We start from the raw sequence: 14725 nt of genomic DNA on the forward strand, positions 1-14725 counted from the left end.
TCTGCGATAAAGGGCTCCGATGGTAGTCAGGCCGGCCGGCCGCGCCGAGACGGAATTACCCTCGTTGCCGCCCCCACCCCGACCCCCTCCTGCACCGGTGCGCCGCGCCATCGGAGCGCGTCAGTCGGCGTACACGCCGGCCGCCTTGATGACGGGGCCGAAGCGCGCCACTTCGGCCTGCACGAACTTCTTGTGCTCGGCCGGCTCGACGCGCTTGTCGGCCACGACCACGGCGCCCAGGCCTTCTTCCTTCCTGATGAACTCCGGGTCCTTCAGCGCGACCTTCAGCGCATCGTTGATCTTCTTGAGCACCGGCGCGGGCGTGCCCTTGGGCGCGTAGAGGCCGTGCCAGATCGTCACCTGGAAATTCTTCAGGCCCGATTCGTCGAGCGTGGGCAGGTCCTTGAGCGCCGGCGTGGACAGGCGCTTGAGCGTGGTCACGGCGTAGGGCTTGACCTTTTTCGCCTCGATCTGGCCCGTGGTGTTGGTGGTCTGGTCGCACAGCAGGTCGATCTGCCCGCCCAGGAGGTCGGCGATGGCCGGCGCGGTGCCCTTGTAGGGCACGGTGGTCATCTCGGCCTTGAGTTCGCTCTGCAGCAGCAGGCCGCACAGGTGCGAGGCCGAGCCGATGCCGGCGTTGCCCAGGTTGGTCTTGCCGGCGTTCTTCGCGACCCACTCGCGCAGCTCCTTGAAGTTGCCCGCTTCCAGCTGCGGCTTGCCGATGACGGTCATCGGCACGTCGTTGATCATGCCCAGGTACTCGAAGTCGGTCTCGTAGTTGTAGGGGAGCTTGCGGTAGAGCACCGGCGTGGTCGCCATGCCCACGTGCGTGAGCAGCAGCGTGTAGCCGTCGGCCTTCGCGCGCGCCACCTTGGCATTGCCGATGGTGCTGCCCGCGCCGGCCGCGTTGTCGATCACGATGCTGGTGCCGTCCAGCGGCTTTCTCATCGCCTCGGCGAGGTCGCGCGCGACGCGGTCGGTCGGGCCGCCGGCCGCGAAGGGCACGACGATGGTGATCGGCTTGCCCGCGGGAAAGTCCTGCGCGTGCAGGCCGAGCGAGGCGGTGCAAAGGACCGCGGCAATCGCTGCGAGGGCAAGGGGCTTCTTCATGGATGCTTTCAAGGTTCACTCCGGGATGCAGGAAAAAAGGCGGGGACGGCGGTTCGTCCCCGCGGACGGCTTACATGAAGCTGGACACCAGCTTCTTCGTGATGTCGAACAGCAGGTTCACCGGCGAGGGCCCGAACGACAGCCAGGTGCCCACGAGCGGCTGCTGGCCCACGCCGGGCCTGGTCCAGTCGCACACGCCGTCCGGGAAGGCCGCGCTCAGGCGCGCCCACTGCACCGGGCTGAAGGTCACGCTGTAGTCCGAGGGGTTCAGCGGCTTCAGCTGGCACTTGGCGATGTCGTCGGTGAGCGGGCCGCCCGCGGCCATGCGCGGCGTGGTGCCGGCCGGGTAGAAGGTGTTGCACGCGCCGGGGCCGAAGGCGGTCTGTTCCTCGGTGTACTTCAGGCCCGCGTTCCAGCACGCGTCCTTCAGGTCGGCCGGGCGGTTGGCGGCGATCTTCTGCGCCTTGGTGCGGTCGGAGGTGTCGGCCCTCACAGCGGTGAGCCACTTGACCATTTCGTCGAATGCGGCCGCGGTGCCGCCACCCATGGTCCACATCACGTGATTGTCGATGTGGCCGTTGGCGCGGCGCAGGCGCTCGCGCATCGAGAACGAATGGATCTTGGTGTGGATGTCGCCACCGGTGTTGCCGTCGTTGTAGTCGCGCAGGTCGATGACGGCCGTGGAAGCGAGGCCGCCCCCGCCGCTCACGATGCGGCCCGACTGGTAGGCGCGGCGCAGCGCCTCCGCATCGCCCACGGTGCGCGCGGCGGTGCGCTTCATGTCGCGGTCCACGCCGCCCACGCGCTCGTTCAGGTCGAGAAACTTGTCGATGCCCAGCTTGCCCTCGTTGAGCGCGTTCAGGCCGTACTGGATGCCCACGTTGTCGATCGGACGCAGCGCGAAGCCCTCGGCCTCGGTCTTGCCGTAGACGTTCACCGTGTGGTCGAACACCGTGGCGCGCGCGCCGGTCGGGTTGGTGAGCGCGTTGTAGCGCTTGTCGGCCGGCACGCCCGCGGGGAACGACACCGTGGGGTCGAGCCGGCCCGCGCTGTTGCTCATGTTGGGAATGTTGCCGATCTGCAGGTAGCCCGAAATGGCCTGCTTCTCGGCTGTCGTGTAGGCCAGCGCGGTGGTGGCCGGGTCGTTGAAATAGTTGTTGAGCACGCGCGAGTCGTGCAGCTTGAAGATGGTGGAGGAGGTGACGTCCGCGAACACCTGGCTCACCACCACGCCGTCGAACAGGCCCGGGTAGTTGTCGCTCGTCTGGTGGCTCTGGTAGGAGCCGCCCGAGCCGCCGGTGCCGATGGTGTGGGCCGGCACGCCGTAGTTCTCGATGAAGCGCTCCTTCACCATCGCGATGGTCTCCGAGGAGAGCTGGTCGTTGCAGTTGGTGCCGAAGACGTTGAGCGTGGAGGTCGTCACCGCGAAGCCGCGGCTCTGGTAGGTCGGGTTGATGAGCGTTCCGAAGTCGTTGCCCTGCTGGAACCAGCCGCCCTGGCAGCCGCCGCCCAGCGGATAGAGCAGCGTGCCGTTCCAGCTGGCCGGCGGCGTGGTGGGCGAGGGCGGCGGCTCGTGGAGCACGTCGTGCAGGATCGCCGACTGGTACAGGCCGCGGTTGATGGTGCCGCTCTCCAGCCGCACCACGTAGGGCACCTGCTTGCCGTTGATCGTGAGATAGGCGATGTTGGCCGGGTAGGCGGTGATCGATTCGGGCACGAAGCGCGTGTTGGTGCCGCCGGTGGTGCGGTAGTAGTAGTCCACGCGCGTCTCCACCGAGCACTTGCCGTCGTCCAGCGACTTGAGCACCTGCCCGCCCATGCGCGTGAAGGTGGCGTAGCCGCAGACGAAGGGCTCCTCGTGCGGGCCCGAGATCACCGGACCGGTGACCGGGTAGGCGGTGAGCGCGAGCCTGGCGCTGTAGTTGCCGTACTTCGCGACCAGCTCGTTGGCGCCTTCCTTCAGGCCCGTGACCTTGCCGAGCAGCCGGCCGGTGGTGGCGTTGCGCGTGAAGGCGGTAGTGACATCGCGGCCGTCGACGGTCACTGCGAGGCTGTCGGCGGGCTGGTCCTTGAGCAGTTCGAGCTCGACCAGCGCGTCGTCGCCCGTCACGAGCTGCGGCGCCGAGGACAGCACGCCGACCTTGAGCGTGGCGTCCGGCGGCGTCGGCGGCGTGCCGGGATCGTTCGGATTGCCGGGGTCCGGATTGCCGGGCGTGCCGGGACCGCCGGGGCCGCCCGAGACGGGCGGAAAGAAGCTGAAGCCGCCGCCCCCGCCGCTGCCGCCGCCGCAGGCGGTAAGGATCAGCGCGGCCAGCAGCGCGCTGGCGCGGGCCGGTGTCGGGCGAAGGCGTTTCGTGTTCCGGGATGTCATGGTCAGGTCTCCGTCTTGTTGTGGTTGCGAAAAAAGAAAGCAGGCATGCGGCGGCGCGACCCGGCTGGGGCCGGGTCGTCGCGCGGTGCGGGGGCGTCAGTGCGGACTGAGAGGGAAAGCGGGCGTCGGCAGGTCGGTCATGTGTGTCTCCATCCTCTGGCGGGTGTGCAACCGATAGCAACCGATGTGCCAGGCGCGGTGTCGCGCGCAAGTGCTTGAATTCAAATGATTTGCGTCGGCGGACTCGTGGTTTTCCCGCGCGGCGCGGGCTGGAAAACCAGCCAGCCCGCGCGCGGTTTGTCTGGAAATCCGCACGGGCATTGGCAGACGGTGTGATCGAATGACTGTATATTCATCCAGTATTTTTCGAGCCCAAGCCTGCCCGTGGACCTCCAGCGCAAACTCGCCATCCTTGCGGACGCCGCCAAGTACGACGCCTCGTGCGCGTCCAGCGGCTCGCAGCCGCGCGACTCGCTCGGCGGCCGCGGCATCGGCTCGACCGAGGGCGCCGGCATCTGCCACAGCTACGCGCCCGACGGCCGCTGCATCTCGCTCCTGAAGGTGCTGCTCACCAACCATTGCCAGTACGACTGCCTCTACTGCGTCAACCGTGCCTCGAGCAACGTGCCGCGCGCGCGTTTCCACGTCGAGGAGGTGGTGCAGCTCACGCTCGACTTCTACCGGCGCAACTGCATCGAAGGCCTGTTTCTCTCCAGCGGCATCGTCAAGTCGCCCGACCACACGATGGAGCAGGTGGTCGAGGTGGCGCGCCAACTGCGCGAAGACCACGACTTTCGCGGCTACATCCATTTGAAGACCATTCCCGACGCCAGCGACGAGCTCATCGCCCGCGCCGGTCGTTATGCCGACCGGCTCAGCATCAATGTCGAGATGCCCACCACCGAAGGCCTGCAGGCGCTCGCGCCCGAGAAGGACGAGAGCGCGATCCGGCGATCGATGGCGCGGCTGCGGCTGCGCATCGACGACACGCGCGAGGAGGCGCGCCGCGTGGTGCCGATCCGCGCGCTGCCGGGCGCCGCGCCCACCGCCGCGAAGCCGCCGCCCTTCGCGCCCGCGGGCCAGAGCACGCAGATGATCGTGGGCGCCGACGCCACCGACGACCGCCACATCCTCGCCTCGAGCGCCACGCTCTACGGCGCCTACAAGTTGAAGCGCGTCTATTACTCGGCCTTCAGCCCCATCCCCGATGCGGCGCGCGCGCTGCCGCTGGTCGCGCCGCCGCTGATGCGCGAGCACCGGCTCTACCAGGCCGACTGGCTCATGCGCTTCTACGGCTTCGAGCACCAGGAAATCGTGGCTGCGCCCGATGGCCTGCTGCGGCTCGACGTCGATCCCAAGATGGCCTGGGCGCTCGCGCATGCCGAGCGTTTTCCGGTCGACCTGAACCACGCGCCGCGCGAGATGCTGCTGCGCGTGCCCGGCCTGGGCGTGAAGGCGGTCGAGCGGCTGCTGCAGGCGCGGCGCGTGCGCCGGGTGCGGGCCGACGACCTGCGGCGGCTGCATGTGCCGGCGCGCAAGGTGCTGCCGTTCGTGGTGGCCGATGGGCACCGGCCCGCGGCGGGCGCCATGGCGGCGGCGGCGCCTGCCGCGCAACCGACGCAAGCCGCATTGTTCTGAGCGGGCCTCCGATGCACGTGCGGCTCGACAACCCGATCGATCTCGATGCCTTCCGCCGTCACGCGCGGCAACTGCTGGCGGGAGGCGTTCCGCCGGAGCAGGTCGAATGGAATGGGGAGCGGGTTGCCGGTCTGTTCGACGAGACGAACGACGCAGCGCCAGCACCGCTCGTCGCCGGCGCGCCGCACGCCGTGCCCGCGTCCTTCGTCGCGCTGTGCGGCAACGTGATCCTGCATCGCGACCCGCAGCGCTTCGCACTCATGTACCGCCTGCTGTGGCGCCTCGCGCACGAGCCCTCGCTGCGGCACGACCCGCTCGATGCCGACATGATGCAGGCGCAGCTGATGGCCAAGGCCGTGCACCGCGACATCCACAAGATGCGCGCCTTCGTGCGCTTCACCCGCGTCATGGGCGACGACGGGCTCGAGCGCCACGTCGCCTGGTTCGAGCCCGACCACCACATCATCGAGGCCAACGCGCCGTTCTTCGCGCGCCGCTTCGCGCAGATGCGCTGGGCCATCCTCACGCCCGAGCGCTGCGTCGAGTGGAACGGCGAGACGCTGGCCTTCCGCGACGGCGCCGACCGCCGCGAGAAGCCGCCGCCCGACGCGGGCGAGCAGCTCTGGCTCACCTACTACGAGCACATCTTCAACCCCGCGCGCCTGAAGGTCGCGATGATGCGGCGCGAGATGCCGCGCCGCTACTGGCACAACCTGCCCGAGGCCGCGCTGATCCAGCCGCTCACGGACGCGGCCGAGGCGCACAGCCAGTCGATGATCGATGCGCCGCCGACGGCGGCACGGCGCATCCGTGCGCCCATTGCGCTGCATGTGCGGCCGGCCGAGGGCGTGGCGCCCGCCGACCTGGGCGAGTTGCGCGCGGCCGCGCACGCCTGCCGCGCCTGCCCCATCGGCGCGCTCGCCACGCAGGCCGTGTGCGGCGAAGGCCCGCTCGCACCGCGGCACATGCTCGTCGGCGAGCAGCCCGGCGACCAGGAAGACCTGGCCGGCCGCCCCTTCGTCGGCCCGGCGGGCCAGTTGCTCGACCGCGCGATGGCGCAACTGGGCTGGGCGCGCGACAGCGTGTACCTTGCCAACGCCGTCAAGCATTTCAAGTATGAGCTGCGCGGCAAGCGCCGCATCCACAAGACCGCGGCGCAGCGCGAAGCCGATGCCTGCGCGCACTGGCTCGACAGCGAGATATCGCTCGTGAGGCCTGAAGGACTGGTGGCGCTCGGCGCCACGGCAGCGCGCGCATTGCTGGGCCGGCCGGTGGCGGTGCAGGCCGAGCGCGGGGCGTGGCTGCACGAGCGCCGCGACGGCAGGCCGGTGTTCGTGACCCTGCATCCCTCGGCGCTGCTGCGGCTTTCGGACGGCGAGCGCGCCGAGGCCTACGCCCGCTGGCTGGACGACCTCGAACGCGCGCGCGGCACGGTTTCTGCTGCAATCGCGGCATGAATGCCGAACCGCCCCTTGCAGCGCCGCTCGTTGCGGAACCGCTCACATCCACGGCCTTTGCGCCCTTCGGCACGGTAATCGAGGCTCCGACCGGCGAAGGCCGCCCGATCAACGGCGGCAACGCACGGCGCTTCGACCTGCTCGGCGATCTGCAACTCGATGCCGACGGCGGCCGGCCGATGCTCGCGCTGTTCCGCGCGCAGGCGCGAAGCTTTCCGCACGAGGTCACGGAGATGGAACGGCATGCGCTCGGCAGCCAGACCTTCGTGCCGCTGGGCGAGCGGCGTTTCGTGATCGTCGTTGCGCGGGCCGGCGATGCGCCTGTGTCGCCCCGCGACCTCGCGGCCTTCGTCACGGACGGGCATCAAGGCGTGGTGCTCGCGCCCGGCACTTGGCACCACGCACTGCTCGCGGTCGATGCGGGGGACTTCGTGGTGATCGAGCGGGCAGCGGCTGCGGTCGACTGCGATGTCTGCCGGCTGCAGGAACCGCTAAGCGTCGTGGCTGCCGCGTCGCGCTGATCAGACGGGGCGCAACTGGTCCGCGAGCGAGCGCGTCTTCTCGGTGACGGTGCTGCCGGTGTGCAGCGTGGTCTTGCGCTCGATCAGCATCAGGTGGCATTCCTCCTCGGCGACAGGGTTGTGCCGCACGCCCTTGGGCACGACGAACATCTCGCCCTCACCGAGCTCGACGGGGCCGGCTTCCATCTCGATGCGCAGGTGCCCTTTGAGCACGAGGAAGAGTTCGTCCTCCTCGTCATGGCTGTGCCAGGCGAGCGAGCCCTGGACCTTGGCGACCTTGATGTAGGCGTCATCGACTTCGGCGACGACGCGCGGCGACCAGAACTCGGTGAGCGAGGCGGCGATTTCCTTGGGGGTGCTGACCTGGTGGGTGTTCGACATGAGGCTTCTGTGCAGGACGTGGGAGTGGCAGCCTACCCCAGGCTGCACGATCTCGCACGCCCTCGGCACTAGCTAGCCCGCGATGCGCTCGGCCAGCGCGATCAGCGACCGGTCCGACCCCGCCGGCCCGAGCAGTGAAATGCCCAGCGGCGCGCCATCGCGTGTGGCGAGCGGCATCGAAAGCTGCGGAAAGCCGGCCAGCCCCGCAATGCACAGCAGCCGGATCGCGCGGTTGCGGTAATCCTCCATCGCCGCCTCGCTGTCGCTGCGCAGCGGTGCGATGTCGGGCATGGTCGGCATCAGCAGCACGCCGTCGGTGCCGAGCAGCTCGGCCAGGTGCGCGCGGAACGCGGTGCGGAAAACCCGCGCGGTCGCCACCTGCGCATCGGTCACTTCGCGCGACCACGCAAAGCGCTCGGCCACGCCGGGGCCCAGCGGCGGCGCGTAGCGCTCGATCAGCGGGCCGTCGGTGAGCCAGGCTTCGCGCGACTGCAGGTAGCGGAAATGCCAGTACATCGCGTCGAAGGATTCCATCGCCACGGTCGTGCCCTTTGCCGGGCCGAGCAGGCCTTGCACGCGATCGGCCGCGCCTTGCAGGGCTTCGGCCGCGGCAGGTACGGCGAGCGCCCAGACATCGTCGGGCCGCAGCAGCCGCACGCGCTCGGGCAGGGCGGCTGCATCGGCGTCCAGCAGCACATCGGCCACGCGCGCGAAGGTACCGATGTCGCGCGCGAACCAGCCGCAGGTGTCGAAGCTGGGCGCAAGGTCGAGCGCGCCTTCGAGGCTCACGCGGCCGTGCGTCGGGCGCAGGCCGTACAGGCCGCAGTGGTTGGCCGGTGCGCGCACCGAGCCGCCGGTGTCGGTGCCGAGCGCGAAGTCGCACAGATTGGACGACACGGCCGAGGCCGACCCCGACGACGAGCCGCCCGTGATGCGCAGCGGCGCGCCGCCGTTGACCGGTGCGCCGAAATGCGCGTTGTTGCCGTTCATCGAGAACGCGAGTTCGTCGGTCACGGTCTTGCCCACGAAGCGCGCACCGGCATCGAGCAGCTTCTGCACCGTGGGCGCGGTGCGGGTCTTGATGCCCGACATCGCCAGCACGATCGGGTTGCCGCCACCGGTCGGATAGCCGGCCACGTCGAACAGGTCCTTGGCGGCAAAGCTCAGGTCCGTCAGCGGGCCGGTGCCGGCGCGCGCCACCGGCGCATCGGGATACGGGACGAAGGCGTGGGCAGGGTCGTGCAATGGCATGGCAATGAAAGGCGTGAAGAAGGAAAACTCAGGCGACCAGCACGGGTGAAATGGCTGCGGCCGCCTCCGTGTGGATGCAGCGTACACGGTGATTCGGTGCCAGTTCAATCACCGGCGGTTGTGCGGCGCGGCACGCATCGCTCGCGAGCGCGCAGCGCTCGGCAAAAGAGCAGCCGGGCGGCAGCGCCGAAAGATCGGGCGGCGCACCGCCGATGGTCTCCAGCCGCGTGCCGCGCGCGAGCGCCCCGTGCGCCCGGCTCTTGAGCAGTGCGATGGTGTACGGATGGCGCGGCGAGCGGATCAGCTCGCGCGCCGTGCCTTCCTCGACGATGCGTCCCGCATACATCACGGCGATGCGGTCGGCCACTTCGACGGCCGCGCCGATGTCGTGCGTGACGAAGATCACCGAGAGGCCGAGGTCGCGCTGCAGTTCGCGAAGCAGCAAAAGGATCTGGATCTGCACCGTGGCATCGAGCGCCGTGGTCGGCTCGTCGGCCAGCAGCAGCTGCGGCTTGCAGGCGAGGGCGAGCGCGATCATGGCGCGCTGGCGCATGCCGCCGGACATCTCGTGCGGATAGGCCTCCAGCCGCCGTTCGGGGCTCGGAATGCGCACGCGCTCGAACAGCGCCAGCGCGCGCTGCTGCGCCTCGGCCTGGCTCACGGATTCGTGGCGGCGGATCGACTCGACGATCTGCGCGCCCACCGAGTAGACCGGGTCGAGCGCGAGCAGCGGCTCCTGGAAGATCATCGAGGCGACCTTGCCGCGGAAGTCCGCGAGCTCGCGCTGCGGCATCGCAAGCACGTCGCGGCCCGCCACTTCCACCAGTCCGCCCATGCGGGTGCGGCGCTCGGGGTGCAGGCGCAAGAGCGTGCGCAGGGTCACGCTCTTGCCCGAGCCCGATTCGCCGATCAGCGCGACCACCTCGCCGCGCTGCACCTCGAGGCTCACGCCGCTGACCGCATGCACGGGCTTGCGGCCGCCGCTGAAGGTGACGCTGAGGTCGCGCAGCCGGACCATGGGGCCGGTGGCGGCGGTTTCTGTTGCTGTCATTGATGCTGCTGCGCTCATGCGGCCTGCCTCTGCAAGAAGGGTTGCGGCTGCGCCATCGGATGCCCGCTGCCGGGCTCGTGCACCAGGCAGCTCACCGCATGCTGCGAATCCGTCGCGATGCGCTCGGGCACGATCTGGCTGCACACCGGCGCCGCGATGGAGCAGCGCGGATGGAAGCGGCAGCCCGTCGGCGGGTTGATCGGGTTCGGCGGATCGCCCGCGAGGGCCGCCACCTCGGTGCGGCGGTCCGGGTCCATCGACGGCATCGAGGACAGCAATGCGCGCGTGTACGGATGCGCGGGCGTCTCGTACAGCGCATCGGCCGGGCCGATCTCGGCCACTTGCCCGAGGTACATCACCATCACGCGGTCGCTCACGTAGCGCACCACGTTGAGGTCGTGGCTGATGAACACATAGGTCAGGCCGAACTCGGTCTTCAGGTCGAGCAGCAGGTTGATGACCTGCGCTTCCACCGATTTGTCGAGCGCCGAGACGGCTTCGTCCAGGATCACCATGCGCGGCTGCAAGGCGAGCGCGCGCGCGATGTTCACGCGCTGCCGCTGGCCGCCCGACAGCTCGTGCGGATAGCGTTCGGCAAAGCGCTGCGGCGCGAGGCCCACGCGCGCCAGCAGGTCGCGCGCCCGCGCCACCGATTCGCGCCGCGACACGCCATGCACCTGCGGCCCGAAGGCGACCGAATCCTCGATGGTGAGGCGCGGGTTGAGCGAGGCGTAGCTGTCCTGGAACACCATTTGCACCTGGCGGCGGAATTCCTTCAGCGGCAGGTCGCGGCCGCCGACTTCGCGGCCGTCGAAGATCACCTCGCCGCGCGTCGGCTCGATGAGCTGCATCAGAAGGCGCGCGGTCGTCGACTTGCCGCAACCCGATTCGCCGACCACACCGAGCGTCTCGCCCTTCATCACTTCGAAGTCCACGCCGTCCACGGCGCGCACCACGCCGCCGCCGCGGCCCAGCGGGTCTTTCTTGAGCGGGAAGTGCTTGACCAGGCCCGAGATGGTGAGAAGCGGCTGCGCGGGGCCGCCGATGTCTTTCAGAGCTTCCATGGCCTCAGCCCTTGTTGTCCATGGCCGAGCGCAGGCCGTCGGACAGGAGGTTGAAGGAAATCGAGGTGATGAAGATCATCGCCCCCGGCAGCGCGGCCACCCAGGGCTGCACGTAGATCGCGGTGCGCAGCGTGTTGAGCATCAGGCCCCATTCGGGTTCGGGCGGCTTCACGCCGAGGCCGAGAAACGAGAGGCCCGAGGCCAGGATCATCGACACCGCGATGAGGCTGGTGGCGTAGACGAAGATCGGTCCGAGCACGTTGCCCAGCACATGCACCCGCACGATGGTGAAGGGGCTGGCGCCCGAGGCGCGCGCCGCCTCCACGTAGTCGCGGGTGCGCACCTGCGTGGTCACGCTCTCGGCTACGCGTGCGATCTGCGGAATGAAAACGATGGTCAGCGAGATCAGCGAATTGACCACCCCCGCACCCAGCGTGCCCGAGAGCGCGATGGCCAGCAGCACCGACGGGAACGCGTAGAACACGTCGATGGTGCGCATGATCAGCGTGTTGGCAATGCCGCCCGCATAGCCCGCGACGATGCCGATCACCGTGCCCAACACGAAGGCGCAAAGCACCGGCGTGATGCCGATGAAGAGCGACAGCCGCGCACCAACGATCAGCCGCGAGAGCATGTCGCGGCCCAATTCGTCGCTGCCGAAGGGCAGGCCCTCGGTGCCGATGGGCTTGAGGCGCTTGAGCATCGACGACTGGTACGGGTCGGACGGCGCGAGCCACGGGCCGAACACCGCGATCGCGATCAGCAGCAGCACGACGATGGCCGCGCCGACCGCGACCGGGTCGCGGCGAAAGCGCAGCCAGACCGAAGCCCAGTAGCCGCGCGAGCGTTGCGCCGGCAGCGGTTCGACGGCGGCGGCGTTGGAAGAAGAAGCGAGCACGGTGGACATGGCTTGGCGGCTTTCTTCTTCAGGCACGCGCGATGCGCGGATCGAGCAGCGTCTGCAGCACATCGACCAGCAGATTGAGCACCACGAAGAACATCGCCAGCACCAGGATCGTCCCCTGCAGCAGCGGCAGGTCGCGCTGGAAGATGGCGGAGTTCAGCAGGAAGCCGGTGCCAGGCCAGGAGAACACGGTCTCGATCAGGATCGAGCCGCCCAGCAGGTAGCCCAGTTGCAGGCCCATCACCGCCAGCGCCGTGGGCGCGGCGTTCTTCACCATGTGGCGGAACACGCCGAAATGCGTGAGCCCTTTGGCGCGCAGCCCGACGATGAACTCCTGGTCGAGGATGTCGGCCACCAGCGCGCGCACGGTGCGCGCGATGATGCCCATCGGAATCACCGACATCGTGAGCGCCGGCAGCAGGAGGAACTGCAGGTGCTCCCAGTTCCAGGCCCAGTCGTCCGAGCCGCTCGGGCCGGCGCCCGTGGCGGGCAGCCACATGAGCTGCGACGAGAACACGATCACCATCACCATGCCGAGCCAGTAGTGCGGCACGCTCACGCCGAGCACCGAGAACATCGAGGCGAGCCTGTCGATCCACGAGTTGCGGAAGTAGCCCGCCACGAAGCCGAAGAGGCACCCCAGCACGAAGCCGATGAAGGTGGCCACCACCGCCAGCCGCAGCGTGTTGCCCACGGCGGTGAACACCTCGCCGGCCACCGCGCGGTTGCTCGCGATGGACACGCCCAGGTCGCCGTGCACCGCGCGCCAGACCCACATGGCGAACTGCTCGGGCAGCGAGCGGTTGAAGCCATAGAGCTCGCGCAACTGTGCCTGCAGGTCCGCCGAAGCGTCGGGCGGCAGGATCGACACCAGCGGATCGCCGGGCGCGATGTGCACGAGCAGGAAGCACACGAGGGCCACGCCGATCATGATCGGCACGGCGTAGATCACGCGGCGCAGGAGGTAGGTGAGCATCGTGGGTTCTGGCTGGCAATAGATAAGAACCGTTCGGGCTGAGCTTGTCGCAGCCTCGCGCGGCGCTTCGACAAGCTCAGCGTGAACGGTTTGGGTTTCATCTCCTTGAACGTATCCTGGGCATCAGTCCATCGTCATGGTCGCGATGTCGATGAACCAGCTCTTGGGCTGCACCACGTTCTTCACCTTGGCCGACATGGCGCGCGGACCCACGTCGTGCGCGATCCACACGAAGGGTGCGTCGTCCACGATGTGGGTGTGCAGCTTGGCAAGCGCGGCGTCGCGCGCCTTGTCGTCGAAGCTGGTGCGCGCATCGGCCACCAGCTTGTCGACCTCGGCGTTGCCGTAGTAGCCCCAGTTGTTCGACACCGGCGGGAAGGCCTTGGTGCTCACGAAGCGCACCATCGCGAAGAACGGGTCCATCGCCGCGAAGCTGATGTTGACCGCGTTGGCGCCGTTGGCCGACGGGTCCTTTGCGCCCTTGCGCCAGTTGGTGAAGAGCGTGTTCCATTCGATCACGTCGAACTGCACGTCGAAGAAGCACTGCTTGAGCGACTGCTGCGCAAACTCGTTCATCGGCAGCGGCTGCATCTGGCCCGAGCCCGAGGCCGAGATCTGCACCTTCACCTTGATCGGCTTGGCCGCGGAGTAGCCGGCCTGCGTCATGAGCGCCTGCGCGGCCTTCACGTCGTACTTGATGTCGAAGCTGGGCTTGCCGAACCACGGGTGGCCCGGCGGCACCGTGCCCTTGGGCTCGGCCATCATGCCGCCCAGCAGCTGCTTCATGCCACCGCGGTCGATGCACAAGTTGGCTGCCTGGCGCACGCGCTTGTCGAGCCAAGGCGAGCCCTCGGCGAACGACAACTGCCACGGCCACACGTGCGGCTGTGCATTCGAATAGATCTTGAAGCCGCGCTGCGTGATCTGCGCCATGGCGTCGGGCGAAGGCGCCTCGATCCAGTCGACCTGCCCGCCCAGCAGCGCGGCGGTGCGCGCGTTGGCCTCGGGCATGGGGATCATCACGACCTTGTCGATCTTGGGCACGCGCTTCGCGTCCCAGTACGTCTTGTTGGCGGCCAGCTCCAGCCGCTCGCGCGCCACGAAGCGCGTGACCTTGAACGGGCCCGAGCCGGACGGGTCGGCGGCGAAGGCGGTCCAGGCGGCCTTGGCCTTGTCGGCGGGCGTGGCGCCGGCAGCGGCGTCGAACTTCTTCTGCCAGTGCGCGGGCGAGGCCATGAACAGGTTCGACAGGTTGATCGGCAGGAACGCATCGGGCTCGCTGGTGGTGAGCTCGACCGTCATGTCGTCGATCTTGCGGGCGGACCTGAGCGTGGGCATGCGCGAGGCTGTGACGCCGACTTGGCTCGCGTCGAACTGCGGCGCGTCTTTGTCGAGCACCTTCTGCACGTTCCACACCACCGCATCGGCGTTGAAGGCGGAGCCGTCGTGGAACTTGACGCCGGGGCGCAGCTTGAAGACCCACTTGGTCTTGTCCTTGGCATCGACCGCCCACGTGGTGGCAACGCCGGGAATCAGCACGCTGGGCGCATCGGCCTTGGACAGGTCCCACTGCGTGAGCGCGTCGTAGATCGGAATGCCGGTGAAGCGGTTGCCTTCGAAGCCCTGGTCGGGCTGGCCGAGGGTGCGCGGAATGTCGGCGGCGGTCATGGCGATGCGCAGCGTCTTTTCCTGGGCCAGCGCGGCCGGCGATGCAAGAACAAGCACGGCGAGCGCCGCGCAGGCGGCCAGGGGTTTCAGGGACAGGGCGGGGGCAGCACGCTTCACATGGAACTCCGGTGTGGGGGATGACGGAAAGGCGAAGGAAGCCTTCAAGCACGACATGTGCCAACCGGCGAAGAGGCCCCAGGCATTCGCTGGCTATTGCTGGCTGCGGGGGCTGTCGCCGCGATGCCGCCATCCCGGCTAGGCCATCCGACCGATAGACGCGGCCGCACCGCGCTTTCGACAATGCAGCCGCCCGCTTCGAAAGCCGAAGTCGCG

The 14725-nt window shown here is 68.8% G+C and carries 12 protein-coding genes; 3 read left to right on the forward strand and 9 right to left on the reverse strand.

Features of this window, described 5'->3' with window-relative positions; genetic code table 11:
• Positions 1-120: 120 nt before the first annotated feature.
• Together QF040_RS29590 and QF040_RS29595 are read right to left on the reverse strand one after the other, a co-directional pair.
• On the reverse strand, positions 121-1110 hold the full coding sequence (locus QF040_RS29590; RefSeq protein WP_429613922.1) for a tripartite tricarboxylate transporter substrate-binding protein: 990 nt from the start codon (positions 1108-1110) through the stop codon (positions 121-123).
• A 70-nt stretch (positions 1111-1180) separates the two neighbouring features.
• Positions 1181-3481 carry a DUF6351 family protein gene (locus tag QF040_RS29595; RefSeq protein ID WP_429613923.1) on the reverse strand — a complete coding sequence of 767 codons (2301 nt, stop codon included), beginning with the start codon at positions 3479-3481 and terminating at the stop codon, positions 1181-1183.
• A 384-nt stretch (positions 3482-3865) separates the two neighbouring features.
• On the opposite strand from QF040_RS29595, the gene QF040_RS29600 reads away from it, so the two are divergent.
• The 3 genes from QF040_RS29600 to QF040_RS29610 are packed head-to-tail and all read left to right on the forward strand — an operon-like array spanning position 3866 to position 7097.
• Positions 3866-5119 (forward strand): putative DNA modification/repair radical SAM protein, encoded by a 1254-nt coding sequence (locus QF040_RS29600; protein ID WP_429613924.1) that lies wholly within the window; start codon positions 3866-3868, stop codon positions 5117-5119.
• Between the two features lie 11 nt (positions 5120-5130).
• Positions 5131-6576 carry a UdgX family uracil-DNA binding protein gene (locus tag QF040_RS29605; RefSeq protein WP_429613925.1) on the forward strand — a complete coding sequence of 482 codons (1446 nt, stop codon included), beginning with the start codon at positions 5131-5133 and terminating at the stop codon, positions 6574-6576.
• Positions 6573-7097 (forward strand): ureidoglycolate lyase, encoded by a 525-nt coding sequence (locus QF040_RS29610; protein ID WP_429613926.1) that lies wholly within the window; start codon positions 6573-6575, stop codon positions 7095-7097. Before QF040_RS29605 ends, QF040_RS29610 begins: the two co-directional genes overlap by 4 nt.
• On the opposite strand, the gene QF040_RS29615 is transcribed toward QF040_RS29610, so the two are convergent.
• From QF040_RS29615 to QF040_RS29645, 7 genes are all read right to left on the reverse strand, one after another.
• Entirely contained in the window at positions 7098-7478 is a 381-nt protein-coding gene (locus QF040_RS29615) for a cupin domain-containing protein (protein ID WP_429613927.1), read from the reverse strand.
• A gap of 72 nt (positions 7479-7550) precedes the next feature.
• Positions 7551-8729, reverse strand: a complete 1179-nt coding sequence (locus QF040_RS29620) for an amidase (RefSeq protein ID WP_429613928.1) — start codon at positions 8727-8729, stop codon at positions 7551-7553.
• A 28-nt stretch (positions 8730-8757) separates the two neighbouring features.
• Entirely contained in the window at positions 8758-9747 is a 990-nt protein-coding gene (locus QF040_RS29625) for an ABC transporter ATP-binding protein (protein ID WP_429614712.1), read from the reverse strand.
• A 47-nt stretch (positions 9748-9794) separates the two neighbouring features.
• Entirely contained in the window at positions 9795-10844 is a 1050-nt protein-coding gene (locus tag QF040_RS29630) for an ABC transporter ATP-binding protein (RefSeq protein ID WP_429613929.1), read from the reverse strand.
• A 4-nt stretch (positions 10845-10848) separates the two neighbouring features.
• Complete coding sequence (locus QF040_RS29635; protein ID WP_429613930.1) at positions 10849-11751, reverse strand: ABC transporter permease; 903 nt, start codon at positions 11749-11751, stop codon at positions 10849-10851.
• A gap of 19 nt (positions 11752-11770) precedes the next feature.
• On the reverse strand, positions 11771-12724 hold the full coding sequence (locus tag QF040_RS29640) for an ABC transporter permease (protein WP_429613931.1): 954 nt from the start codon (positions 12722-12724) through the stop codon (positions 11771-11773).
• Between the two features lie 123 nt (positions 12725-12847).
• Positions 12848-14509 carry an ABC transporter substrate-binding protein gene (locus QF040_RS29645; RefSeq protein ID WP_429613932.1) on the reverse strand — a complete coding sequence of 554 codons (1662 nt, stop codon included), beginning with the start codon at positions 14507-14509 and terminating at the stop codon, positions 12848-12850.
• Positions 14510-14725 lie beyond the last annotated feature (216 nt).

This window comes from Variovorax sp. W2I14 (assembly GCF_050435205.1).
Classification (GTDB): Bacteria; Pseudomonadota; Gammaproteobacteria; order Burkholderiales; family Burkholderiaceae_C; genus Variovorax; species Variovorax paradoxus_C.